Annotated in this window: 19 protein-coding genes; 10 read left to right on the top strand and 9 right to left on the bottom strand. The window is 72.1% G+C overall.

What is annotated here, in order from left to right:
* Positions 1-78 precede the first annotated feature (78 nt).
* Complete coding sequence (locus ACZ5VQ_RS16455; protein WP_469105459.1) at positions 79-1,464, bottom strand: deoxyguanosinetriphosphate triphosphohydrolase; 1,386 nt, start codon at positions 1,462-1,464, stop codon at positions 79-81.
* A 159-nt stretch (positions 1,465-1,623) separates the two neighbouring features.
* A complete protein-coding gene (locus ACZ5VQ_RS16450) occupies positions 1,624-2,523 on the bottom strand; it encodes a sirohydrochlorin chelatase (protein WP_469105458.1) in 900 nt (299 codons plus the stop codon).
* A gap of 210 nt (positions 2,524-2,733) precedes the next feature.
* Here ACZ5VQ_RS16450 and ACZ5VQ_RS16445 point away from each other — a divergent pair, with 210 nt between their 5' ends.
* From ACZ5VQ_RS16445 to ACZ5VQ_RS16430, 4 genes are all read left to right on the top strand, one after another.
* Positions 2,734-3,447, top strand: coding sequence for a SanA/YdcF family protein (locus ACZ5VQ_RS16445; RefSeq protein WP_469105457.1), 714 nt, complete (start codon positions 2,734-2,736; stop codon positions 3,445-3,447).
* 154 nt (positions 3,448-3,601) lie between these two features.
* Positions 3,602-3,901 carry a hypothetical protein gene (locus ACZ5VQ_RS16440; RefSeq protein WP_469105456.1) on the top strand — a complete coding sequence of 100 codons (300 nt, stop codon included), beginning with the start codon at positions 3,602-3,604 and terminating at the stop codon, positions 3,899-3,901.
* A gap of 159 nt (positions 3,902-4,060) precedes the next feature.
* A complete protein-coding gene (locus ACZ5VQ_RS16435; RefSeq protein WP_469105455.1) occupies positions 4,061-6,229 on the top strand; it encodes a molybdopterin oxidoreductase family protein in 2,169 nt (722 codons plus the stop codon).
* Positions 6,230-6,301: 72 nt separating this feature from the next.
* On the top strand, positions 6,302-7,990 hold the full coding sequence (locus ACZ5VQ_RS16430) for a SpoIIE family protein phosphatase (RefSeq protein WP_469105454.1): 1,689 nt from the start codon (positions 6,302-6,304) through the stop codon (positions 7,988-7,990).
* A 248-nt stretch (positions 7,991-8,238) separates the two neighbouring features.
* Here the strand turns inward: ACZ5VQ_RS16430 and ACZ5VQ_RS16425 are convergent, their stop codons facing one another.
* Positions 8,239-8,652 (bottom strand): gamma-glutamylcyclotransferase family protein, encoded by a 414-nt coding sequence (locus tag ACZ5VQ_RS16425; protein WP_469105453.1) that lies wholly within the window; start codon positions 8,650-8,652, stop codon positions 8,239-8,241.
* A gap of 220 nt (positions 8,653-8,872) precedes the next feature.
* On the opposite strand from ACZ5VQ_RS16425, the gene ACZ5VQ_RS16420 reads away from it, so the two are divergent.
* Positions 8,873-10,516: a M4 family metallopeptidase gene (locus tag ACZ5VQ_RS16420; RefSeq protein ID WP_469105452.1), complete on the top strand. Its 1,644-nt coding sequence runs from the start codon at positions 8,873-8,875 to the stop codon at positions 10,514-10,516.
* 317 nt (positions 10,517-10,833) lie between these two features.
* A complete protein-coding gene (locus ACZ5VQ_RS16415; RefSeq protein ID WP_469105451.1) occupies positions 10,834-11,262 on the top strand; it encodes a VOC family protein in 429 nt (142 codons plus the stop codon).
* An 18-nt stretch (positions 11,263-11,280) separates the two neighbouring features.
* On the opposite strand, the gene ACZ5VQ_RS16410 is transcribed toward ACZ5VQ_RS16415, so the two are convergent.
* Both ACZ5VQ_RS16410 and ACZ5VQ_RS16405 read right to left on the bottom strand, forming a co-directional pair.
* The gene (locus ACZ5VQ_RS16410; RefSeq protein ID WP_469105450.1) at positions 11,281-13,095 is read right to left on the bottom strand and encodes a VWA domain-containing protein; all 1,815 of its coding nucleotides are present in this window, start codon (positions 13,093-13,095) and stop codon (positions 11,281-11,283) included.
* A 74-nt stretch (positions 13,096-13,169) separates the two neighbouring features.
* Complete coding sequence (locus ACZ5VQ_RS16405; protein WP_469105449.1) at positions 13,170-14,402, bottom strand: AAA family ATPase; 1,233 nt, start codon at positions 14,400-14,402, stop codon at positions 13,170-13,172.
* 151 nt (positions 14,403-14,553) lie between these two features.
* Here ACZ5VQ_RS16405 and ACZ5VQ_RS16400 point away from each other — a divergent pair, with 151 nt between their 5' ends.
* Positions 14,554-15,678 carry a protein kinase family protein gene (locus tag ACZ5VQ_RS16400; RefSeq protein WP_469105448.1) on the top strand — a complete coding sequence of 375 codons (1,125 nt, stop codon included), beginning with the start codon at positions 14,554-14,556 and terminating at the stop codon, positions 15,676-15,678.
* 107 nt (positions 15,679-15,785) lie between these two features.
* On the top strand, positions 15,786-16,718 hold the full coding sequence (locus ACZ5VQ_RS16395; RefSeq protein WP_469105447.1) for an aminoglycoside phosphotransferase family protein: 933 nt from the start codon (positions 15,786-15,788) through the stop codon (positions 16,716-16,718).
* A 120-nt stretch (positions 16,719-16,838) separates the two neighbouring features.
* Here the strand turns inward: ACZ5VQ_RS16395 and ACZ5VQ_RS16390 are convergent, their stop codons facing one another.
* The gene (locus ACZ5VQ_RS16390) at positions 16,839-17,486 is read right to left on the bottom strand and encodes an NADPH-dependent FMN reductase (RefSeq protein ID WP_469105446.1); all 648 of its coding nucleotides are present in this window, start codon (positions 17,484-17,486) and stop codon (positions 16,839-16,841) included.
* A gap of 328 nt (positions 17,487-17,814) precedes the next feature.
* Here ACZ5VQ_RS16390 and ACZ5VQ_RS16385 point away from each other — a divergent pair, with 328 nt between their 5' ends.
* Both ACZ5VQ_RS16385 and ACZ5VQ_RS16380 read left to right on the top strand, forming a co-directional pair.
* On the top strand, positions 17,815-18,339 hold the full coding sequence (locus ACZ5VQ_RS16385; protein ID WP_469105445.1) for a hypothetical protein: 525 nt from the start codon (positions 17,815-17,817) through the stop codon (positions 18,337-18,339).
* Positions 18,340-18,540: 201 nt separating this feature from the next.
* Positions 18,541-19,161 carry a class F sortase gene (locus tag ACZ5VQ_RS16380; RefSeq protein WP_469105444.1) on the top strand — a complete coding sequence of 207 codons (621 nt, stop codon included), beginning with the start codon at positions 18,541-18,543 and terminating at the stop codon, positions 19,159-19,161.
* A gap of 79 nt (positions 19,162-19,240) precedes the next feature.
* Here ACZ5VQ_RS16380 and ACZ5VQ_RS16375 read toward each other — a convergent pair whose 3' ends face one another.
* From ACZ5VQ_RS16375 to ACZ5VQ_RS16365, 3 genes are all read right to left on the bottom strand, one after another.
* Entirely contained in the window at positions 19,241-20,026 is a 786-nt protein-coding gene (locus ACZ5VQ_RS16375; protein WP_469105443.1) for a sulfite exporter TauE/SafE family protein, read from the bottom strand.
* 95 nt (positions 20,027-20,121) lie between these two features.
* Positions 20,122-20,772: a response regulator gene (locus ACZ5VQ_RS16370; RefSeq protein WP_469105442.1), complete on the bottom strand. Its 651-nt coding sequence runs from the start codon at positions 20,770-20,772 to the stop codon at positions 20,122-20,124.
* A 25-nt stretch (positions 20,773-20,797) separates the two neighbouring features.
* On the bottom strand, positions 20,798-22,096 hold the full coding sequence (locus ACZ5VQ_RS16365; protein ID WP_469105441.1) for a sensor histidine kinase: 1,299 nt from the start codon (positions 22,094-22,096) through the stop codon (positions 20,798-20,800).
* Positions 22,097-22,398: the final 302 nt, after the last annotated feature.

Below are 22,398 nucleotides of genomic sequence, written 5' to 3'. Positions count from 1 at the left end.
CACGGAGCGTGATGGGGGAAGAGGGAGTGGCCCGATCAGGCCACGCAGGGTCACGCCCTCCCCGTCCGGACGCCACAGCTACCCCGTGAGCCTCGCATGCAGTGATCGCGCGGAGGCGTCCGTCAGGGACGCGATCTGGTCGACGATCACCCGCTTGCGGGCACGGTCGTCCGACGCCTGGTCGAACAGGGCTCGAAACTGCGGGTCCAGACCGTCCGGCGCGCGGGCGGTGAGCGCCTCCGCCAGCTCGGCGACGACGATCCGCTGGTCGGCGCGGAGCCGCTCCTGCTCGGCGCGCTGCATGACGTACCGGTCGGCGACCGCCTTGAGGACCGCGCACTCCAGTCGGACCGCGCGCGGGACCACCAGCTCGGCCGCGTACCGAGTGAGCCGGCCCGTCCCGTACGCCGCGCGCGTGGCGCCCTCCGCGGCGAGGCAGAACCGGCCGATGAGCTGGCTGGTGGCGTCCTTCAGCCGGGCCTGCGCGACCGCGGAACCGTCGTAGCCGTGCGGCCACCACTCCTGGTCCAGGAGGCGGTCGAGGGCTTCGCCGAGCTCGGCGGGGTCGGTGTCCACCGGGACGTACCGCCCGACGGCGACCGCGAAGATCTCCTGCCGCTCGGGCTCCGCGTGCAGGCAGTTGGGGTCGATGTGGCCCGCGTGGAGGCCGTCCTCGACGTCGTGCACGGAGTACGCCACGTCGTCGGCCCAGTCCATGACCTGGGCCTCGAAGGTGGTGCGGGTGCCGGGGGCGCCCTCGCGGACCCAGTCGAAGACGGGGCGGTCGTCGTCGTAGACCCCGAACTTCGGGGACTTCGGGTCGGTCGGGTGGGCGCCGCGCGGCCAGGGGTACTTGGTGGCGGCGTCCAGGGCGGCCCGGGTGAGGTTGAGCCCGACGCTGACGAGGTCGCCGCCGCCCGCCGTGCTGGGGGTGCCCCCTCGCGAGCCGCGTTCGAGCGCGGGGGAGGCCGATGTCACGGTCTCGCTTCTCACGAAGCGCTTCGGCTCGATGCGGGTGAGCAGTCGTAGCGACTGCGCGTTGCCCTCGAAGCCGCCGCAGTCCTCCGCGAACTCGTTCAGTGCCTGTTCTCCGTTGTGCCCGAAGGGCGGGTGGCCCAGGTCGTGGGAGAGACAGGCCGCCTCGACGAGGTCGGGGTCGCAGCCGAGGGCGGCGCCCAGCTCGCGGCCGACCTGGGCGCACTCCAGGGAGTGGGTCAGGCGGGTGCGGGGGCTCGCGTCCCAGACCTGGCTCCTGGTGCCGGGCGTGACGACCTGCGTCTTGCCGGCGAGGCGGCGCAGGGCCGAGGAGTGCAGTACGCGGGCGCGGTCGCGCTGGAAGGCGGTGCGGCCGGGGCGTTTGTCCGGCTCAGTGGCCCAGCGGGCCACCGACGTGGGGTCGTAGCCGGGGGGTGCGATGTGGTGCTCGTACGGGGGTTGGGTGGTGTCGGTGCTGGTGCCTTCCATGTCTTGAACAGTAAGCGGAGCTGCCGACAATCGGGGCGTGAGCCTTTTGTGCCTGCGCGTCTGCCGGGTTCTGTTCGTTTGCGGGTGCGGGTTCGTCGTGGCTTGTCGCGCAGTTCCCCGCGCCCCTTGGAAGAAGCCCCTCCGCCCTTGGCCGGAGTTCTAGGCCGAGGCCAGTGCTCGTTCCGGTGTGGCCGGGGTTGCCAGGGTCTGGTCGTAGCGGTGCAGGATCAGGCGGGCCATTGACGGGTGGGCTCCCAGGGGGGCCGACGCGATCCAGGGGGCGGCCGCCGCGCACTCGGTGGAGAAGCGGCCGGGGGCCGTGAAGTAGGAGGCGACGGCGACGCGGTGGCGGCCTCGGGCGGCGAGGGCGCGTACGGCCGCGGGGACGGTGGGGGCCGCGGCGGAGGCGTACGCGGGGACGACGGGGACGCCGAGCCGCTCGGCCAGGAGGCCCGCGGTGCGGCGGGTGTCGACGGCCGCGTCGGGGTCGCGGGAACCGGCGGCGGCGAGCACGACCCCGCTCGCCCTGCGCTCGGCCTCGTCCCGGGGCGCCCGCCATCCGGCCTCGGTCAGGCGCTCGTACAGCGTCTCCACGAGGAGCGGGTGCGGGCCGAGCGGCCCGGCGATGCGGGTGTTCGCCCGTGCGGCGGCCGCGGCCTCGGGGATGTCCTGCTTGACGTGGTAGCCGCGGCTGAGCAGCAGCGGTACGAGGACGGCGTCACCGGTGCCGAGGCCCGCGAGGGTGTCGGGCAGCAGGGGCTCGTTCAGCTCGATGTGTCCCAGGTGCACGGGCAGGCCGGGGCGCAGGGCGCGGATCCGGTCCAGGAGGATCCGGACGGTGCTCAGGGCGCGCGGGTCGCGGCTGCCGTGGCCCACGAGGACGAGCGCGGGCGGGGCGGGACGCCGGGTGCCGTCGAGGGACACGAGGCCGAGCTGACTGCCGAGCTGACTGCTGATCCGGTTCATGAGTTGCGCCGTACTGTCGAGGTGGACGCCACGCTGCGGCTGGCCGCCGGGGCGGGGCTTGGACTCGTCACGAGGAGGGTTCGACGCCGTCATGCACCGATGGTGCGGGTCGGAGGTTGCCTCCCCGTTGCGTGGGAATGACGGGTGTTTTCCGGGGGTTCACGGTGGGGTGTACGGGGCCTGTGAGGCGCGGTGACCTGCGGTTTCGGCTCCCCGGGTGAAGCTGGTCACTGCGTGCCGGGCGAACCGGATCACCGTATTGGGCGTCCTCAGGGTCGAGGCCACCTGGGGAGGGACCGTCCGATGCGTCGTCCGAAGCTGCCGAAGCTGCCGAGACCGCGCCTGCCACGACCGCGCCTGCCGCGCACCCGGGCAGGGCAGCGCCGGGCCGTGCAGGCCGTGATGGCCGGGTGCGTCCTCGCGCTGCTTCCGTCGACGTGGATGTACGTGGTCACGGGCGACCGGCTGCGGACGACGGCGGACGTGCCGCGTACCGAGGTGGCGGTCGTCTTCGGGGCGGGGCTGTGGCGCGGCGAGCCGTCGCCGTATCTCGCGCACCGGCTGGACGCGGCGGCCGAGCTGTACCGGGACGGACGCGTGGAGGTGCTTCTGGTCACCGGCGACAACAGCCGCGAGGACTACGACGAGCCGGACGCCATGCGCACGTACCTCACGGAGCGCGGCGTGCCCGACGCGCGGATCGTCAGCGACTACGCGGGCTTCGACACCTGGGACTCCTGCGTTCGCGCCAAGAAGATCTTCGGCGTCGACAGGGCCGTGCTGATCAGCCAGGGCTTTCACATCCGGCGGGCGGTCGCGCTCTGCCAGGAGGCGGGCGTCACGTCGTACGGGGTCGGGGTGGACGCCGTGCACGACGTGACCTGGTACTACGGGGGCGCCCGGGAGGTCCTCGCGGCGGGGAAGGCGCTCCTGGACGCGGCCTTCGAGCCGGATCCCCACTTCCTCGGGCCCCAAGAGCCGGGCGTGGAACGGGCGTTGGCGGCGGGTGGCCGATAGTCGACGAGACGCAGATCACGCGTGCCGCCGGGTTTGACGCGCACCGCTCACCCTGCCGCGTGAAACCGATTACGCAGCGCTCTGTAGTCAACTGATTACGGATAGTGTCTTTTTCGGGAGCCCGGATCCGAACCGGGCTCAGGAGAAAGGACACATGATGACTGGTCTGCGTACCGCCTTCGTCGCCGCCATGGCGGCCGCGCTGTTCTCGGCTCCGGCTGCCATGACGACCGCCGTGGCGGACGACGACGACCCCACGAAGGAGCCGGGATGCGCCAAGCTCGGTGCCTACGGCGACGGTTGGGCCGACATCCACAACGTGTGCAACTACACGATCTCCGCCAGTGTCGAAGTCGACGGCTTCGACCCGAGCTGTATCCAGATCGGCCCCGGCGGGGTCGGACGCATCGGTCTGGACCCGGGCGACGTCCCGTACTACGCGTACGTGTGCTGAACCGGCGGCCGAGTGGGCGCTGCTCCTGAGCGGGCGCTGCTCCTGAGCGGGCCGGCGGGACGTCCTCACGTCCCGCCGGTCCCGGCGGGGAGGTCCCCGTGCCTGCCGTGTAACGGGGAGCGTCCCGCCGCGTAACACGTCCGACGCACGCTGACCGGTATGCAGACCACCGCCACGCCCACCCACTGCCCGTACTGCGCATTGCAGTGCGGCATGAATCTGACGCCCACGCCGGACGGCGCCGGCAGTCCGGTCGAGGTGACGGAGCGCCCGGACTTCCCGGTGAACCGGGGCGCCTTGTGCGGCAAGGGCCGTACGGCACCCGCGCTGCTCTCCCCCGGGGTACGGCTGACCTCGCCCCTGATCCGCAGGGCGGGAGTGCTGGAGCCGGCCGGCTGGGACGAGGCGCTCGACCGGATCGCCGAGGAGCTGTCCCGCACACGTACGGAGCACGGCCCGGACGCGTGCGGGGTGTTCGGCGGAGGCGGGCTGACCAACGAGAAGGCGTACACGCTCGGGAAGTTCGCCCGGGTCGTGCTCGGCACCTCGCAGATCGACTACAACGGCCGCTTCTGCATGTCGTCGGCGGCGGCCGGCGGTATCAAGGCCTTCGGCCTGGACCGGGGACTGCCCTTCCCCCTGGAGGACATCCCGAAGACGGGGTGCGTCATCCTGGTCGGTTCCAACCTCGCCGAGACCATGCCGCCGGCGCTCCGCTATCTCACCGAACTCAAGGAGAACGGCGGCACGTTGGTCGTCATCGACCCGCGCCGCACCCGGACCGCCGAGCAGGCCGACCTGCACCTGGCGCCCCGCCCCGGCACGGATCTCGCCCTGGCCCTCGGGCTGTTGCACCTGGTGGTGGCGGAAGGGCGTACGGACGAGGCGTACATCCAGGAGCGCACCAGCGGCTGGGAGGAGGCGCGGGCCGCCGCGATGGCGCACTGGCCGGAGTACGTGGAGCGGATCACGGGCGTCTCCGTCCCCGAACTCCGGGAGACAGTACGGATGTTCTGCGAGCCGGAGTCCGCGATGGTGCTCACCGCGCGCGGGCCCGAGCAGCACTCCAAGGGCACGGACACCGTCGGCGCGTGGATCAACCTCTGTCTGGCGACCGGGCGTCCGGGGCGGCCCTTCTCCGGATACGGCTGTCTCACCGGGCAGGGCAACGGCCAGGGCGGGCGTGAACACGGCCAGAAGGCAGACCAGTTGCCCGGTTACCGCAAGCTCGACGATCCCGCGGCCCGCCGTCATGTGGCCGGGGTCTGGGGCGTCGACCCCGACTCGCTGCCGGGGCCCGGCCGCAGCGCGTACGAGCTGCTGGACGCCATGGGTACGGACATCCGCGCGCTGCTGCTGATGGCGTCGAACCCGGTGGTGTCCGCGCCTCGGGCCGCCCACATCGAGGAGCGGCTGAAGTCCCTCGACTTCCTCGCGGTCGCCGACGTGGTGCTGTCCGAGACGGCCGAGCTCGCGGACGTCGTCCTGCCCGTCACCCAGTGGGCCGAGGAGAGCGGCACGACGACCAACCTGGAGGGGCGGGTCCTGCTGCGCAGGCAGGCGATCACCCCTCCGGAGGGCGTCCACAGCGATCTGTACGTGATGCACGAACTGGCCGACCGGCTGGGCGTGGAGAAGGGCTTCCCCACGGACCCGGAGGAGGTATTCGAGGAACTGCGCCGGGCCAGCGCGGGCGGGCCCGCCGACTACTCGGGCATCACGTATCGGCGTCTGGCGGAGGAGAACGGGGTGTTCTGGCCGTGTCCGGCGGACGGCTCGGCGGGTGGTTCCGGGAGCGGCTCCGCGGGTCGCTCCGCTGGTGGCTCCGCGGAGGATCGGGAGGGTGGGGTCCAGGAACCGGGTGCTCATCCTGGTACCCCGCGACTCTTTCTCGATCGGTTCGCCACCCCCGACGGGCGTGCGCGGTTCGTCGCCGTGAACCATCGACCGTTGGCGGAGGAACCGGACGAGGAGTATCCGGTGCTGCTGACCACCGGGCGGGTGGTCTCGCAGTACCAGTCCGGTGCGCAGACCCGTCGGGTGGATGAGCTGAACGCTGCCGCGCCCGGGTCGTTCGTGGAGTTGCATCCTCGGCTGGCCGAGCGGGTCGGGGCCGTGGAGGGGGAGCCGCTGGCCGTGGTGTCCCGGCGTGGACGCGCCGTCGCGCCCGCGCGGATCACCACTTCCATTCGGCCCGACACCGTGTTCATGCCCTTCCACTGGCCGGGCGAGGGGCGGGCCAACACGCTGACCAATCCGGCCCTCGACCCGACCTCGCGCATGCCGGAGTTCAAAGCCTGTGCGGTGCGGGTGGAGCGGGTGGGCTGAGCCGCAGGAGGGTATGCCGCCCCGGGGTATCTCCGACATGCGCGGGTCCGTGGCTCGGTCCAGGATGGGATCATGGACCGCCTGGGTGACGGACTGTTGCTGGGGGTGCTGGACGCGACCCCCGCCTGTGTCGGCATCCTCGATCCCGAACTCCGTTATCTGTACGTCAACCCGGCGCTGGCCCGGCTCAGCGGGAAGCCTGCCGACGAGCATCTGGGCCGGGCCGTCGAGGAGGTACTGCCGTTCACCGGTCGCGGCAAGGGCGTACTGCGTGAGGTGCTGGCCGACGGACGTTCCCGCGAGGGCATCAACGACGGCGTGACGCTCTCCGGGGCGGGCCTGGAACACCACAGCTGGCGCGGCGCGTACCACCGGCTTGAGGCCGACGGGGACGTCGTGGGCGTGGCCGTGGTCATCATGGTGATCAACGGCGTACGGCATCAGCACCGGGAGCTGGAGCGGGTGCGGAAACGGCTTGCCCTGCTGGACCGCGCCGCCACCCGCATCGGCACCACGCTCCGCGTCGACGACACCTGCGCCGAGCTGGCCGACTTCCTGTCCTCGGAGCTCGCCGACATGGCCGCGGTGATGATGTACCCGGCCCCGCACGGCTCGGAGCACCTCCCCGAACACCGTCCGCCGCCCGAGCGGCACGGTCCGGTCCTGCTGCGTATGGCGGGGGTCGCGGCCGTGCCCCATCTCCAGGACTATCTGGTGGAGATCAGCGCGACCGTGGACGAGCAGTTGCGCTACCGGCACGGGTCGAGCGTCCAGCGCTGTCTGGAGAGCGGCCGTCCCGTGGTGGAGAACCAGCTCAGCGCCGAGGAACTGAGCCGTTCCATACCGGACATGGAGCATTTCCCCGCCCATCGTGCGGTGGGTGTCCACTCCGATCTGGTCGTGCCGCTGACCGCCCGCGGCAATCTGATGGGAGTGGTCGTGCTCGTCAGGGTCGGGGACTCACCGCCCTTCGAGGACCAGGACGTCGTGATGGCCCAGGACCTGGTGGGGCGCGCCGCGATCGGCCTCGACAACGCCCGCCGCTACGCCCGTGAGCACGGCATCGCGGTGGAGCTCCAGCGCGCGCTGCTCGCCGAAGGGCCCTGTCCCCACCCCGGGATCGAGGTGGCCTCGCGCTATCTGCCCGCCGGGGACAGCGCGTTGGTGGGTGGTGACTGGTACGACATCATGCCGCTGTCCCGCGGACGCACGCTGCTGGTCATGGGCGATGTGATGGGCCACGGCATCGAGGCCGCGGTGGCCATGAGCCACTACCGGGCGATGCTCCGGGTCGTGGCCGCCGAGGACCTGCCGCCGCACGCCGTGCTGGAACGCCTGGACGCGCTGATCACCTGCTCCGGCACCGACCGTCCCGCCACCTGTCTGCTGGCTCTGGCCGATCCGCGGAACGGCGAGTGCCTCTACACCAGCGCCGGCCATCTGCCGCCCGCGATCCTGGACGCCGACGGCAGGGTCGGCCTGTTCCCCGTGCCGGTGGGCCCGCCCCTGGGCACCGGGTTCGGCGGCTACGAGATGGTCACCGGCTGCTGCGCTCCCGACCGGACCCTGCTCCTCTACACCGACGGCCTGGTGGAGCGCCGGGAACAGGACGTCGACGAGTGGCTGGGCCGCCTCACCCGCCAGCGCCTCCCCAGCAGCGGCTCGCTCGAAGACCAGCTGGCCGTCCTCCTGGCCGGTCTCGTCCCGGGCGGCACGGCGGAGGACGATGTGGCGGTACTGGCGGCGCGGCTTCGTCCCTAGAGTCGGGCGCCCGGATCCGCCCCTAGAGTCCGGCGCCTGGATCCGCCCCTAGAGTCCGGCGCCTGGATCCGCCCCTGGAGTCCGGCGCCCAGTTCCGCCCCTAGAGTCCGGCGCCCGGATCCGTCGCTGGAGTCCGGCGCCCGGCCGGCAGGGCCTCGGAGCTGGGGGCTGAGGGCTCGGGGCTGGGGGCTGGGGGCTCAGGCTGAGGGCACAGGGCCGGGCCTCTCCGCGTCGCGTGATCCCGCGTCTCAGCGCGTCCGCCAGTCGCCCCCGTCGATGCGCCTGCCCCGCACCCGCAGCGCCGCCGCGACCGTGGGGGCTGCCACGTACACCCAGGCCCGTACGTCCGTGCCGTCGTCGCGGGTCACCTCTCTGGCCACGCGCTCGTAGAGGTTGCCGGGGTCGCCCGGGGCGTACTCCTCCAACCGGTCGAGGGTGCCGAGGAGTTGGCCGTACTGGTCGGGGTCGGCCGTGACCAGTTCCCCGCACACCACGCCGCCGGGTTCCTCGACGGCGTACGGATAGCCCGGCCCCTCGTAGAGCACCGCGCCGGTGAGCCGCCCCGGCACCTCCGAGCGCGTACGGCCGCGCAGGAAGAGGTCGTGGTTGTGCTCGCCGGGGCGCAGGGTCCCGTAGACGAAGAAGGGCAGTCGGCCGCTCACCCGGTGGTCTCCTCTCGCCGGCTTTCCGGGCTTGCTCCCACCGGCCGCTCCCGGCGTGCCCGGACCTTTGCAGAAACGATTCTCACCCCTCACACATCCCCCGGCAGTCCGCTATGGACATGCCAGGTCCGGGCCACCTAGAACTGTGCGGACACCCCCCACCAGCCACTCCCCACTCCCCCCACCACCACGCGTTTCGCGTGCCTTCCCGAGGAGTTCGATGAGTCGGACACGGCACATCCGAGGCTCGCGCCTCGCCACCGTCGGTATATCGGCGGCGGCCACCACTCTGCTGGCGGGGGCTCTGGCTCCGAGCGCCGTGACGGCCGACGGACCGACCCGGGACACCGTCCTCGGCAACGCGGCGGCGGTGCTCACCGACCAGGCCGCCCGGCTGGGCCTCACCTCCGCACAGGGCACCGAGGCCCGTGACGTGGTCGTCGACGCGGACGGCACACAGCATGTGCGCTACGACCGGACGTACCGCCAACTCCCCGTGCTGGGCGGCGACTTCGTGGTCCACCTGACGGCGGCCGGCGACTACCGGGGTGCCGACCGGGCCACCACGCGTCCGCTCTCCCTCGCGAGCATCACACCGTCGGTGTCCGCCCCGAAGGCCGCCGACCTGGCCGTCACGGCACTGCGCCTCGCGAACGTCGGTGAGACGCTCCGCAAGACAACCGCCAAGCCGCAATTGGTCGTTGACGCCCTGCACGGCGCTCCGAAGCTGGCCTGGCGCACCGAGGCCGGGGGCAAGGACTCTCTCGGCAACCCGGTCGCCCGCGTGGTCCTCACCGACGCGGTGACCGGCAAGCAGATCGACGCCTGGGACAGCATCGAGACGGCGACCGGCGACGGCCGTTCCCTCTACAGCGGCAAGGTCCCGCTGGAGACGACGCGGTCCGGTTCGACGTACCAACTCTCCGACCCCACACGGGGAAACACGTACACGGGCGACACGAAGAACAAGACGGACTCCTGCATCCTCATCATCTGCTACCAGCGTGCGCCCGCACCCGTCCTCACCGACGCCGACAACCACTGGGGAACCGGCACGACTTCGAGCCGGGCCTCGGCGGCGGTGGACGCGCAGTACGGCACCGACACCACCTGGGACTACTACGAGAACGTCCACGGGCGTACCGGCATCGCGGGCGACGGCAAGGGCTCGTACAACCGGGTGCACTACGGCAGCGCGTACAACAACGCGTTCTGGGACGACAGTTGCTTCTGCATGACGTACGGGGACGGTGACGGGAAGATCTTCGGACCGCTGGTGTCCCTGGACGTGGCCGGGCACGAGATGTCGCACGGCGTGACGTCGAAGACGGCGGCGCTGACGTACTCGGGCGAGCCCGGCGGTCTCAACGAGGCGACGTCGGACATCTTCGGCACGCTGGTGGAGTTCTACGCCAAGAACCCCGCCGACCCCGGGGACTGGCGGATCGGCGAGAAGATCGTGAAGTCCGGCTTCGGCCGCTCCGCCCTGCGCTACATGGACCAGCCCTCCAAGGACGGCAACTCCGCGGACTGCTGGACCTCCACGGTCGGTGACCTGGACGTCCACTACTCCTCGGGCGTGGCCAACCACTTCGCGTACCTGCTCGCGGAGGGCAGCGGCCCGAAGACCATCGGCGGCGTCGCCCACAACGGCACGACCTGCAACGGCGCGAAGGTGACCGGCATCGGCAAGGCCAAGCTCGGCGCGATCTGGTACCGGGCGCTGACGGTCTACATGACGTCGTCGACGAAGTACGCGGGCGCGCGGGTCGCCACGCTGAGCGCGGCGAAGGATCTGTACGGGGCGGGAAGTGCGGAGTACCGGGCGGTGGGGGCGGCCTGGTCGGCGGTGTCCGTGAACTGACACCGGGTTCGTGGAGCGGGGCGGGCGGGGCAGCGCGGGAATGAGGTGGGAGCCCACTGGGGCCCGGCCGAGAACCGCGTTGCCCCGCCCCCGGCCCGACACTAAGGTCGGTCGGGTGACTGCCGGGTCGGCCTTGGGCCATGCACGAGTGGGGTTCCCGGCCTCGGCGTGAGCGCGAGGCGGGCCAGAGCCCCGCCCTTTCTCCGTGTCTTTGCAGCAGGCGCGCCGCCCAGGCGTGCGCCATGTCCCTGAGCGTCCATGGGCCCGTTCACACGCGCCCTTTGTCGCGCACTCGAAGACCCGGAGACACCTCACCGATGTCACATGCCCAGCAGCACCCGAACACCTCCGAACTGCCCACGGCCACGGCCCAGTTGAACCACACCGTCGTCTACGCGACGGACCGGCACCTGTCGGCCGAGTTCCTCGCCGCGGTCCTGGAGCTGAAGGTCAGTGCCCCCTTCGGGCCCTTCCTGCCCGTCGACCTCGGCAACGGCGTGACCCTCGACTACTACGAGTTCAGGGACGGGCCGATCCAGCCCCAGCACTACGCGTTCCTCGTGCCCGACACCCGCTTCGACGCCATGATCGCCCGCCTGGAGGTCCTCGGGGTCACGTACTACGCGGACCCGAGCCACACCGAACCCGGCCGGACCAACGACCTGTTCGGCGGCCGCGGCGCCTACTTCGCCGACCCGGACGGCCACAACATGGAGATCCTGACCCGGCCGTACGCCCGTCCCTGACGGCTCCGGCCAGGACGGTCAGATCACGCGGAAGAGGTCGGCGGCGGCGTGGACGTCGGTGAGGTCCTCGATGGCACGGAGGTTGTCGCACAGGGCGTCCAGGACCGAGTCGGCCTCCGCGACGCGCGGGGCGCCGATGGCCACGCCGAAGACCCGGAAGCCCAACCGGTGCTTGGCGTCGTTCCAGCCGCGCATCCACTGCTGGGTGACGCCGCAGTCGTCGTCGGTGAGCATCACGATGTCGCCGCGCATACGGGCGGCGTCGTTGAACTCCTCCTCCAGCAGGGCACCGGCCGCCGACAGCGGCCTCTGGTAGCTGGTGCCTCCGCCGAGGAAGGTCTCCGCGAAGTCGAGGACCTGGGCGACGTCGGCCGGCCCGTCCGCCGGGAAGCGGAAGACCTTGAGCTTGTCGACGGCGGAGAACAGGATGCCGACGAAGTCACGCCCCGCGTGGCGGGCCTGGTCGAGGAGCGCCAGGGCGCACGCCTTGGCCCAGGCCTCGCGGGTGATTCCGCCGGGCCCTGCCTCGTACATGGAGTGCGAGGTGTCCACGCACGCGATGATCGCGCCCCGGCCGGTGGCCTGCTCGCCCTGACTGTCGTAGAGCATCAGCTCCCCGGCGGCATAGCGCGCGGCGAACACCGCACGCAGCGCGGGCAGTCCGAGGTTGGCCAGCTCGGAGGGGATGACGCGGGAGAGGTCGTTGCCGAGCGTGACGCCGACCAGTTCGCCGGTGGCGTTCTCGACCTTGCGGGCGCGCTCGCCGTCGGCCATCTGCCGGAAACGGCCGATCAGTTCGGCCCACTCGGCGAGCCGGCTGGTGCGCAACCGCTCGGCGAGGCGGGCCCGTTGGTCGAACGGCATCCGCTCAAGTTCGCCGGGGGCGACGCCCCACGCCCGCATCAGCACGGCCTCGGCGCGAGCGCCCTCGGCGGCCTTCGCGGCCGCGTTCCGCGCGGCGACCCGGATGCCGGGGGCGGCCGCCGCGAGGGCCTGGGCGGCACCCTGGGCTGCTTGCTGCGCGGCGACTTCGGAGGCCTCGGCGGCCTCGATCGTCTGCTGTACGGCGCCGGCGGCGGCCGGGGTTGGCGGGGCGCCGTCCTCGTCAGCCCCCTCGGCCCCGCTGGTCTCGTCGGCTGCCTGCTGGAGTGCCTCGGCGACGGCGGTCGCCGCGCGTTCGGCGTCCTGCTGGGCCCTTCTCGCCTGCTCGGCCTTGTCCTGGGCGCCCCGGGTGGCCTCCAGCATCCGGCGCAGCGCGGTGGCCTGGGCGAGTACGGCCATGGCGGCGGCGTAGGGGTCGCCGGCCGTTTCCCGGCGCAGCTCGGCGAACTCCGGTGACTCCGCCAGTGATGTGACGACCTGGTGGTTGACCAGCCGGGAGGGGTCCATCTCGGCGCGCTCACGCAACCGCGGGTTGACCTTGTAGGCGGCCAGGAACACGTCGGTGAGGAGGTCCGTGGTGTGGTCGTAGGGGCGGGCGGAGGGGCGGGCGGAGGTGTGGTCGTGGGTGCGGCCGTCGGCGTCGTCGTGGGTACGGCTGTGGGTGTGAGTGCGGTCGTAGGTGTCGTCGTGGGCGCGGCCGTGGGTGTGGGCGTCGCGCTCGTTCAGCTCCTCGGCGAGCTCGCGCAGTGCGGCCGACTGCTCGTAGGTGTCGCGCCAGGTGATCCGGTCGAACCGGTCCGCGACCACGGCCGCGGTGTGCCGCTCGGGAGCGGCGGCGGACAGGCTCAGCCACTTCCCGGCCCGGCGGGCCAGCTCGTCGAGCATGCCCGGTGTCCCGCCCGTCATCTCACTCGCTGTCTCACTCGGTGTCTCACTCGCTGTCTCACCCATGGTCGTCCTGATCCCTCATCCCCCGGTTGCCCTGGCCGCTTCGGTGCCCCAAGTACCCCCAGCGCCCCCGGTGTTCAGAGCTGCGCCTGCACCATGCTCGCGTCCATGCCGAGGGCCTCGGTGAGGACGCGGGCGCGGACGGCGCGCTGGCGGCCGGTGACCCGGTCGATGGCGGCGGTGGAGCGGCCGGCGCCCGCGGCCTCCTCGCGCAGCTTCTCCAGCCGCTTGCCCGCCATGGCGAGCTTGTTGTGGGCCTTCTTGATGACCCATTCGCTCAGTGCCTCGCGGGACTGCCCTGCCATGGCGTCGAGTTGGGCCTCCAGTTCCTCGATGTCGTCGGCCAGGTCGAGCGCCTCCTTGGCATCGGGGTTGACCAGTTGCAGCACCTCGCGCTCGACGGTCGGGCGCTCGGCCGGGGAGTCCCACAGCACGTGGGTCAGCACCGACAGGTCGGTCTCGGCGACCGCCGGACGGCCGTCGAGGTACGCGGACGCCTGGAGCAGGCCCACCGCCTGCCGCCAGCGGCGGTCGGAGGCGACGAGTTCCTTGCGGCGCAGGGCGGCCCGCAGCGTGCACACCGCGTCCACGATCACGTCGGGGACGTCCACGGCCGGGACGGCCTCGGTCACGGCGTGCTGCAGCGCGGCCAGTTCGACGGTGGTCCGGGTCGGTGCCGCCGGGCGGCCGACAGCGGAACGGACCAGCGCGGCGAAGTTCGAGGGGTCTGCCAGGTAGCCGACTTCGATGCGTACCAGCAGCCGGTCGTAGATCGCGGCCGTGTCCTCCCCGCCGGGCAGTTCGTTGCTCGCCGTGATGGCCCCGATCAGGGGGCAGCGGATCGGCTCGCCGCCGCTCTCGGGGTGGTAGATCCGCTCGTTGAGGAAGCCCAGCGTCTCGTTCAGCGCCGCCGTGGAGCACTTGAAGATCTCGTCGATGAACGCGATGTGCGCGGTCGTGGCACGGCCGTCGTAGACCTGGCGGTACTCGCCCCGGGCCAGCGCGGCGACGTCGACGGGGCCGAACATCCTCGTCGGGGCGGTGAACTTCGACAGGAGGATCTCCCAGTAGGCCGCACCCTCGAACCTGCCCGTGAGTTCCCGGGCCAGCTCGGACTTCGCCGTCCCTGGCGGGCCGAGCACCAACGAGTGCTGTCCGGCCAGCAGGGTCACCACCAGCGTCCGTACCACGTCGGCCCGCTCGTAGAAACGGTCCGACAGCTCGTCGCCGATCGCCCGCAGCCTCTTGGCGGTGTCCTGCGCGTCGGGTGCATCCGATGCATCCGGCCCGTTCTGCGTGCCCGTGTCCAATATCCAACTCCTCGCCTGTGCGGTCTTGTTGAGGCCGGCGAATCCGGCTCCTCCGCCCTTTGTCCAAGCAAGATAGGGCCGTCCGGGCTCCGAGATCATGCTGTGGCGTTTTCCGGTGTCCCCGGCCATGCCCCTGTGGAACTCTGATCCAATGCCCGATTCCCGGTTCCGCGATGACACATCCAGCAGGTCGCACGGTGCGCGCCTGGCCACGTACAGCGCCGTTTCCGCCTCGTTGGCCGAGTACGGCGACGACGAACTGAACGCCCTCGTGAGCGGGGCGGCGCCGCTCGGTTCCGGCATCGGCGGACGGTCGGCGCTCCTGGATGTCGACGGCACTCAGGTCTTCGTCAAGCGCGTGCCCCTGACCGCGGCGGACACGCTGCCGGAGAACGTCCGGTCGACCGCGAACGTCTACGGGCTGCCCGCCATCTGCCACTACAGCATCGGCGGGCCCGGCTTCGGAGCCTGGCAGGAACTTGCCGTGCACGAGATGACCACGAACTGGGTGCTCGCGAACGACTTCCAGGGCTTTCCGCTGACGTACCACTGGCGCGTACTGCCGGACTACGCGAGCGACGCAGACGGCTCTGGTGACGCATCGGCTCTTCCCGAAGAGCTGGCCGACGTCGACCGGGTCGTCGCGTTCTGGAACGGCAGCCCGGAGGTGCGCCAGAGGCTTGAGGGGCTCCGAGCAGCCTCGGCGAGCCTCACCCTCTTCCTGGAGTACGTCCCGCAGACCCTCCACCAATGGCTCGACGAACGGATCCGGGAGGGCGGAGAGTCGGCGGACCTGGCGTGCTCCTGGGTGGACGAGGCCCTGCACACGGGCACGTCCTTCATGAACTCGCGCGGGCTCATCCACTTCGACGCCCACTTCGAGAACATCCTGACCGACGGCCGACGCCTGTACTTCGCCGACTTCGGCCTGGCCCTGTCCTCCGGTTTCGGCCTCTCCCCGGAGCACACCCGCTTCTTCGAGCGGCACCGGACGTACGACCGCTGCTACACGATCACGTACCTGGTGAAATGGCTGATCACCGCCGTCTACGAGTACGGGAGGGACGAGCGCGAGGAAATGATCCGCGCCTGCGCCCACGGTGCACACCCCGCCGAACTCCCCGATGCCGCCGCGGCGATCGTGACGCGATACGCGCCACTGGCCGCGGTGTTCGCGGACTTCAGCCGCACACTCCAGAACGAGAGCAGGCGAACCCCGTATCCGCTGGAGGAGATCCACCGGATCGGCGTCGGCCACGGCCTGTTCGTCCCCTGACCGCTCCGTCCCTAAGACTGCCGACGACTGCCCCACGGCTGCCCCACGGCTGCGCGACGACCGATCGCCGCCGACTACGACTGCCCACGCCCGACCTACGGAGACCCATGCCGCCGAAGACGAAGATGCACGCCGACGAACTCGACATCGACGCTGCGCTCGTCGGCCGACTGGTGGCGGAGCAGTTCCCCGAGTGGGCGGACCTGCCCGTACGGGAGGTCCGTTCCGCCGGAACCGACAACGCGATGTACCGGCTGGGCGACGACATGGTCGTACGGCTGCCGCGGCTGCCCGGTGGGGCCCGGCAGGTGGACAAGGAGCAGCGGTGGCTGCCGCGTCTGGCGCCGCACCTCCCGCTGGCCGTTCCGGTACCGCTCGCCAAGGGGGCACCCGGCGAGGGGTACGCGCTGCCGTGGGGTGTGTTCCGCTGGCTCGACGGCGACAACGTCTACGACGCGCCTCTCACCGATCGGGACGAACTCGCCGACGCGGCCGTCGAGTTGGGCCGGTTCGTCGCGGCGCTGCGGAAGGTCGACGCCACCGGCGGGCCGCCGTCCTGGCGTGGCGGGCCCCTCACCGACGACGGTGAGGACGACGTCCGCACCGCGATCCGGGACCTGGGCGCGGCCGGCACGCTGGACGCGGACCTCGCGACCGCCGCCTGGGAGGAGGCCCTGCGGCTCCCCCGGTGGGACGGCGACCCGGTCTGGCTCCACGGCGACCTCCTGCCGGGCAACCTGCTCGCCCACCAAGGCCGCCTCAGCGCGGTCATCGACTTCGGCGGCCTCGGCGTCGGCGACCCGGCGGCCGACGTACTCGCCGCCTGGGCCGTCTTCACCGCGGAGACCCGCGGCCTGTTCCGCGAGGCGGCCGACGTCGACGACACGACCTGGGCGCGGGGACGGGGCTGGGCCCTGTGCTTCGGCCTGGTGGCGCAGCACCACTACCGGGTCACCAATCCCGTACTCGCCACCGTGGCACACCGAGCGGTGGCGGAGGCGCTGGCCGAGTACGGGGCCGGGACCGGGACCGGAGGCTGAGACACGAGACCGGGACCGGGACCGGAGGCTGAGACCGGAGGCTGAGACCGGAGGCTGAGACACGAGACCGGGGCCGGGACCGGGGCTGAGGGCGGGCCGGGCGCTGAGGCACGGGTCCGGTCAACCCCCGTACGGCCGGACCGACTTCGCCTCCCGTAGCGCCAGTCCCCACCACGCCAGCTGGTCCAGCATCACCTTTGCCGCCGCGTCCGGCGCCGCGGGGTCCTTGTGACGGCCCTTGTCGTCGAAGGACGCGCCCGCGTTGTGGAAGGACACCGTGTCGCGGACGGTGACGGCGTGGAGTTCGGCGAAGACCTGGCGGAGCTGTTCGACGGCGCGCAGGCCGCCCGAGAGGCCGCCGTAGGAGACGAAGGCGACGGGCTTGGCGCGCCACTCGTGGAAGTGCCAGTCGATGAGGGCCTTGAGGGACGCGGGGAAGGAGTGGTTGTACTCGGGGGTGAGGACGACGAAGGCGTCGGCGGCGGCCAGGTGGGGGGTGACCTTGCCCAGCTCGGCGGTCACCTCGGCGGACGGGGAGTGGGAGAGGGCCGTCGGCAGGTGTACGTCGGCGGTGTCGACGACGTCCACCGCGAGGTCGGCCCGGTCCCGGATCCGGCTCAGCAGCCACTCCGCGACGACCGGACCGAACCGGCCCTCCCGGTTGCTCCCGACGATCACGGCGATCTTCAGGGGTTCAGGGAGGGAGACGGGCTCCGGGCGGGAGGCGAGCGCGGGGAGGGGGACTGGAACCTCTGTGGTGGAGTTCATGCGGCCCAGCCTCATACCTCAACCAAACTTCAGGTCAAGTCGGCCGGTCGGGTGGCCGCCGGGGAGAGCGGGTCACCCGTTCACACGCGCCGCCCGTTCCGTTCGGGTTCTTTTTGCGGATGTGGTGACGACACGCCGATGACCTGCCGAAACATCCCCGGACGGCCCGCCCGAAACCTCCATCTGACACCCGTTCACATCATTTCTGACGCCCCATCAGGAGGCGTACGTCCCCGACTGCCACTTTCCTCGGTAGGGCAGGGGCGTGACCGACGCAGCGGCACATGGGGGTGCCGCGGGTCGTGCCCTCTCGGAGGAGCAAGCAACGATGCGCACAGCCCGTCCGCTGACCGGTACCGCGCTCGCCGTCGCCGCGGTGGCCCTCGCCGCCGCCCCCGCGTACGGCGTCGGAACGGGGTCCATCGAGCTGTACCCGGCCACGGTCGCGCCCGGCGCCGAGGTCACGGTGAACACGGCGGCGTGCGGTGCGACGGACGCGGTGTCGGGTGACGCCGGTGCCGTCGGCGCGGGTGCCTTCACGCTGCTGCCCAGCGCGCACGAGGGTGCCGCGGTCGGGCTGTTCCGGGTGCCGCCGTCCGCCCAGCCCGGCACGTACGAGATCGTCGCGCGCTGTTCGAGCGGCAAGCGGATGACCGGCGACCTGGTGGTCACGCTCACCTCCACGAAGGAGAGCGGGCAGCAGGTCCACCCGAGAGGAAGCGTGAAGACGGGGGTCGGCGGCGCACTGGGCCCCGACCCCGTGCAGACCGCGGCGGGAGTGGCGGCCCTGGCCGTCGCCGCCGCGGGCGGTACCTGGCTCCTGCATCGCCGGGCGAGAGGCGACGGGATCTGACGGACACCCTCCGCTGTCCGTCCGCCGGTACCGCAGTCCCCCTCCCCCTCCGGGCCCGACGCCCCTCGCGTCCCGGAGGGGGACGCGGGACAGGGGATTCGATGATCCCGGGGAGCCCCTCAGCCCCCCTCAGCCCCGCAGCCCCGCAGCCCCGCAGCCCCGCAGCCCCGCAGCCCCGCAGCCCCAGGAGAGGAGACGTACGTGCACCGGTTCGCCACCATCTCCATAGTCGCCGTCACCCTCGTCGCCCTCCTCTCCGGTGCCTGGCTGCTGCGCAGTGGGGCACAGACGCATGCCCCGCCGCAGCCCTCGGCCGCGCAGGGGCGCGCCGGCGCTCATGTGGACCGGCCCGCGGCCGCCGCGCTGCCGCCCGCCGCGCCCGACCGTGTCCGTATCCCGTCGATCCGGGTGGACGCCCCGCTCCTGGGCCTCGGCCTCACCCCGCAGGGCAGCCTCGACGTGCCGCCGGCCGACCGGGCGAACCTCGCCGGCTGGTACGGGGCCGGTACCGCGCCGGGCGAGACGGGCACCGCGATCGTCGCCGGCCATGTCGACAACGCCGAGGGGCCCGCCGTCTTCTACCGTCTCGGCGCCCTGGAGAAGGACAGCACCATCGAGGTCGAGCGCCGCGACGGCAGGGTCGCCCTCTTCTCGGTCGACGCGGTCGAGGTGTACGACGCCCGGGACTTCCCGGACGAGAAGGTGTACGGGGCCGCGGGGCGCCCGGAGCTGCGTGTGATCACCTGCGGCGGCGGCTATTCGGAGGCGACGGGCTACCAGGGGAACGTGGTCGTCTTCGCCCATCTGACGGGCAGCCGCTGAATCACGTCATCACTGATTCACGTCATCGCTGATTCACGGCACCGGTCGATCACCCACCGGTGGACACGCCACCGGCCGCTCACGCCAGCCACTGCTGGTACGCCAGGTTCGCCACCAGCGCGAAGACCACCGTCAGCAGCACGACCCGGACGAAGCCGCTGCCCTTCTTGAGCGCGGTGTGCGCCCCGACCGTCCCGCCGACGAGGTTGAAGACGGCCATCAGGGCGGCCAGCTGCCAGTACACCGTGCCCTGCCAGGCGAACATCGCGAGAGCTCCCGCGTTTGTGCAGCAATTTACGATCTTCGCGGTTGCGGAGGCGGTCACCAGGTCGAGGTGCAGCAGCGCGGTCAGGGCGAGCACGAGGAACGTTCCCGTGCCGGGGCCGACGAGCCCGTCGTAGAAGCCGATGCCGAGGCCCGCGAGGCCGATCGCGGCGAGGACGCGGCGCGGGGAGACGGGCGCGGTCGAGGGCGCGGTGCCGAAGGCGGGCCGCAGAATCACGAAGGCGCCGACGCCGAGCAGGACGACCATGACCACCGGCTTCAGCACGTCGGTGCTCATCCCGGCGGCGACAAGCGCACCGGCCGAGGATCCGGCGAGCGCCGCGAGGCCGATCCGTACGGCCGTGCCGACGTCCACGGGCGCCTTGCGCGCGTACGTCACCGCCGCGCCCGTGGTGCCGACGATCGCCACGGCCTTGTTGGTGCCGAGCGCGTACTGGGCGGCCGAGCCCGAGTTCGGCAGCCCGAGGAGCAGTACGGGGAGCAGCAGGAGGCCGCCGCCGCCCACCACCGCGTCGATCCAGCCCGCCGCGAGAGCGGTCAGGCACAGGACAACGACCATGGTCAGCGATATGTCGGGCATGATCGCGACCCTATGGACGAGGTAGATGTGCCGTCCACGAATCCTGTGAACCTTGAGGATCTCCAGAGGTTCGGGACAACGGTGGCCCAGGGTGTTCAGCCCACCGTTTCCAGGTAGCGCAGGACCGCCAGCACCCGTCGGTTCCCCGTGTCGGAGGGCAGCAGGCCGAGCTTGGTGAAGATGTTGGCGATGTGCTTCTCGACGGCCCGTTCCGAGACGCCGAAGGAGGTGGCGACGGCGTGGTTCGTGCGGCCCTCGGCCATCAGCGCGAGCACCTCGCGTTCGCGGGGCGTGAGGGCGTCCAGGGCACTGGCGCGACGGCTCGCGCCGAAGAGCTGGGCGACGACCTCCGGGTCGAGGGCGGTGCCGCCGGCGGCGACCCGTTCCAGCGCGTCCACGAACTCCCCGATGTCGACGACCCGCTCCTTGAGCAGGTAGCCGACGCCGCCCGGGTTGGTGCCGAGGAGCTGAGCGGCGTACTTCGTCTCGACGTACTGGGAGAAGATCAGCACCCCGGTGCCGGGGTGGTCCGCGCGCAGGCGCACGGCGGCCCGCAGGCCCTCGTCGGTCTGGGTCGGCGGCAGGCGGATGTCGACGACGGCGGCGTCCGGGCGGTGCTCGGCCACGGCGGTGAGCAGCGCGTCTGCGTCCCCGACGGCCGCGGCGACCTCGACACCCCGCAGCTGGAGGAGCTGGGCAAGCCCGTCGCGCAGCAGGGCGGAGTCCTCGGCGATGACAACGCGCATATGGTCCCCGTGATCAGTAAGACAGTCAGTAAGGCAGCTCGACCGTGACCACCGTAGGGCCTCCCGGCGGGCTGTCGCAGGTGAGCGTGCCGTCGACGGTCCGTACGCGGGTCAGCAGGCCGGTGAGCCCGGAGCCCGCGCCGATCGCCGCGCCGCCGCGTCCGCCGTCGTGGACGGTGAGCCGCAGCAGCCCGGCGCGGGCGGTCACCGTCACCGTGGCGCCGGCCGCCCCGCTGTGTTTCGCCGCGTTGGCGAGGAGCTCCGCGGCGCAGAAGTAGGCGATGGACTCGACGGCGGGCGCGGGGCGGGCCTCGATGTCCGTGACGACCTCGACGGGCAGGGCGCTGTCGGCCGCGAGGGTGGCGAGGGCCGTGTCCAGGCCCTGGTCCAGTACGGGAGGGTGGATGCCCTTGACGAGGTGGCGCAGGTCGGCGATGGCCTGCTTGGCGTTGCCCTGCGCGGTGTCGACGACGGCGAGGAGCCGTTCGCGGTCGGCGTCCGCTCCGACCAGCTCACGGATCATCGTCAGATGCATGGCGAGCCCGACGAGCCGGGCCTGTGTGCCGTCGTGCAGGTCGCGCTCGATGCGGCGGAGGGTCGCCGCCGCGTCGTCCACGGCCTGGGCGCGCGTCTCCTCCAGTGTGCGGATGCGGCGCTCCGCGTCGCTCGGGCCGAGCGTGGCGGCGAGCAGCGCGCGGTGCGGGGCGAGGGCGTGCCGCAGCAGCCAGGGGGCGGCGGCCAGGAGGACGAGTCCGGCCACCATCGGGATCAACCACCGTGGCCAGGAGTCGAGCTGGACGCCGAGGACTTCGATCGACACGTGCCGTACGGAGTCGCCGTCGCGCACGGTGTGGTGGTTCCAGCGCTTGAGCAGCGGGTGCAGGGCGGTCTGGACCCCGTAGGCGTACGCGCCCAGGACCGCCGCGAACCCGAGGACGGCCGTGAAGGGTGTGGCCAGCGCGCAGCCGACGGCCCGCCAGCCGGCCCGGCCCAGGAGCAGGGCCCGCCGTCTGCCGAGTACGCCCCGCGCGGGAGGCGTCGGCGGCTCCTCGATCTCCAGGCCCAACAGCCGCCGCGCCAGGGCCCGTTGGACCGAACCGAGCGCCAGCGCGCCCCGCACGGTCAGCGCCAGCAGCCACAGGCCCAGCGTGGTCACGGACAGGGCCCCGCCGACCACCAGCCCCACGAGCGTGAGCACGAAGCCGACGAGGGCGAGCGGCAGCGCGATCAGGGCGTAGAGGAGTACGGCGAGGGCCTTCGGGGCGAAGGCGGCGATCGGACGCCTCAGGACGTCGAGCGCGAGCGCGGCGGTCAGTCTGCGCATGTCGTCAACCTACGGCCGGCCATCCAGGAAGCCGCCCCGTCCGGCGTCCCGGGGTGATCCGGACAGCTGCCAGGCCCGTACGGCTGCTGGGCGGTGTCCATGGTTCGCTCCCCTGTGTCCGCGTGCGTGCACATGTCGGCGTACAGCCGTGTCCGTGTGTGCGTGTCCGGGCGAGGGGGGGGGGGGGGGGGAGTGCCCCCCCCCCCCCCCCCCCCCCCCCCCCCCCCCCCCCCCCCCCAGCACCAGAGTGGGGGCGAACGCAAGAGAAAAAGAGGGGGGAAAGAAAACCCCCAAAACCCCCC

The organism is Streptomyces sp. NPDC033178 (assembly GCF_055577685.1).
This window is presented reverse-complemented; position numbering and strand designations above follow the sequence as displayed.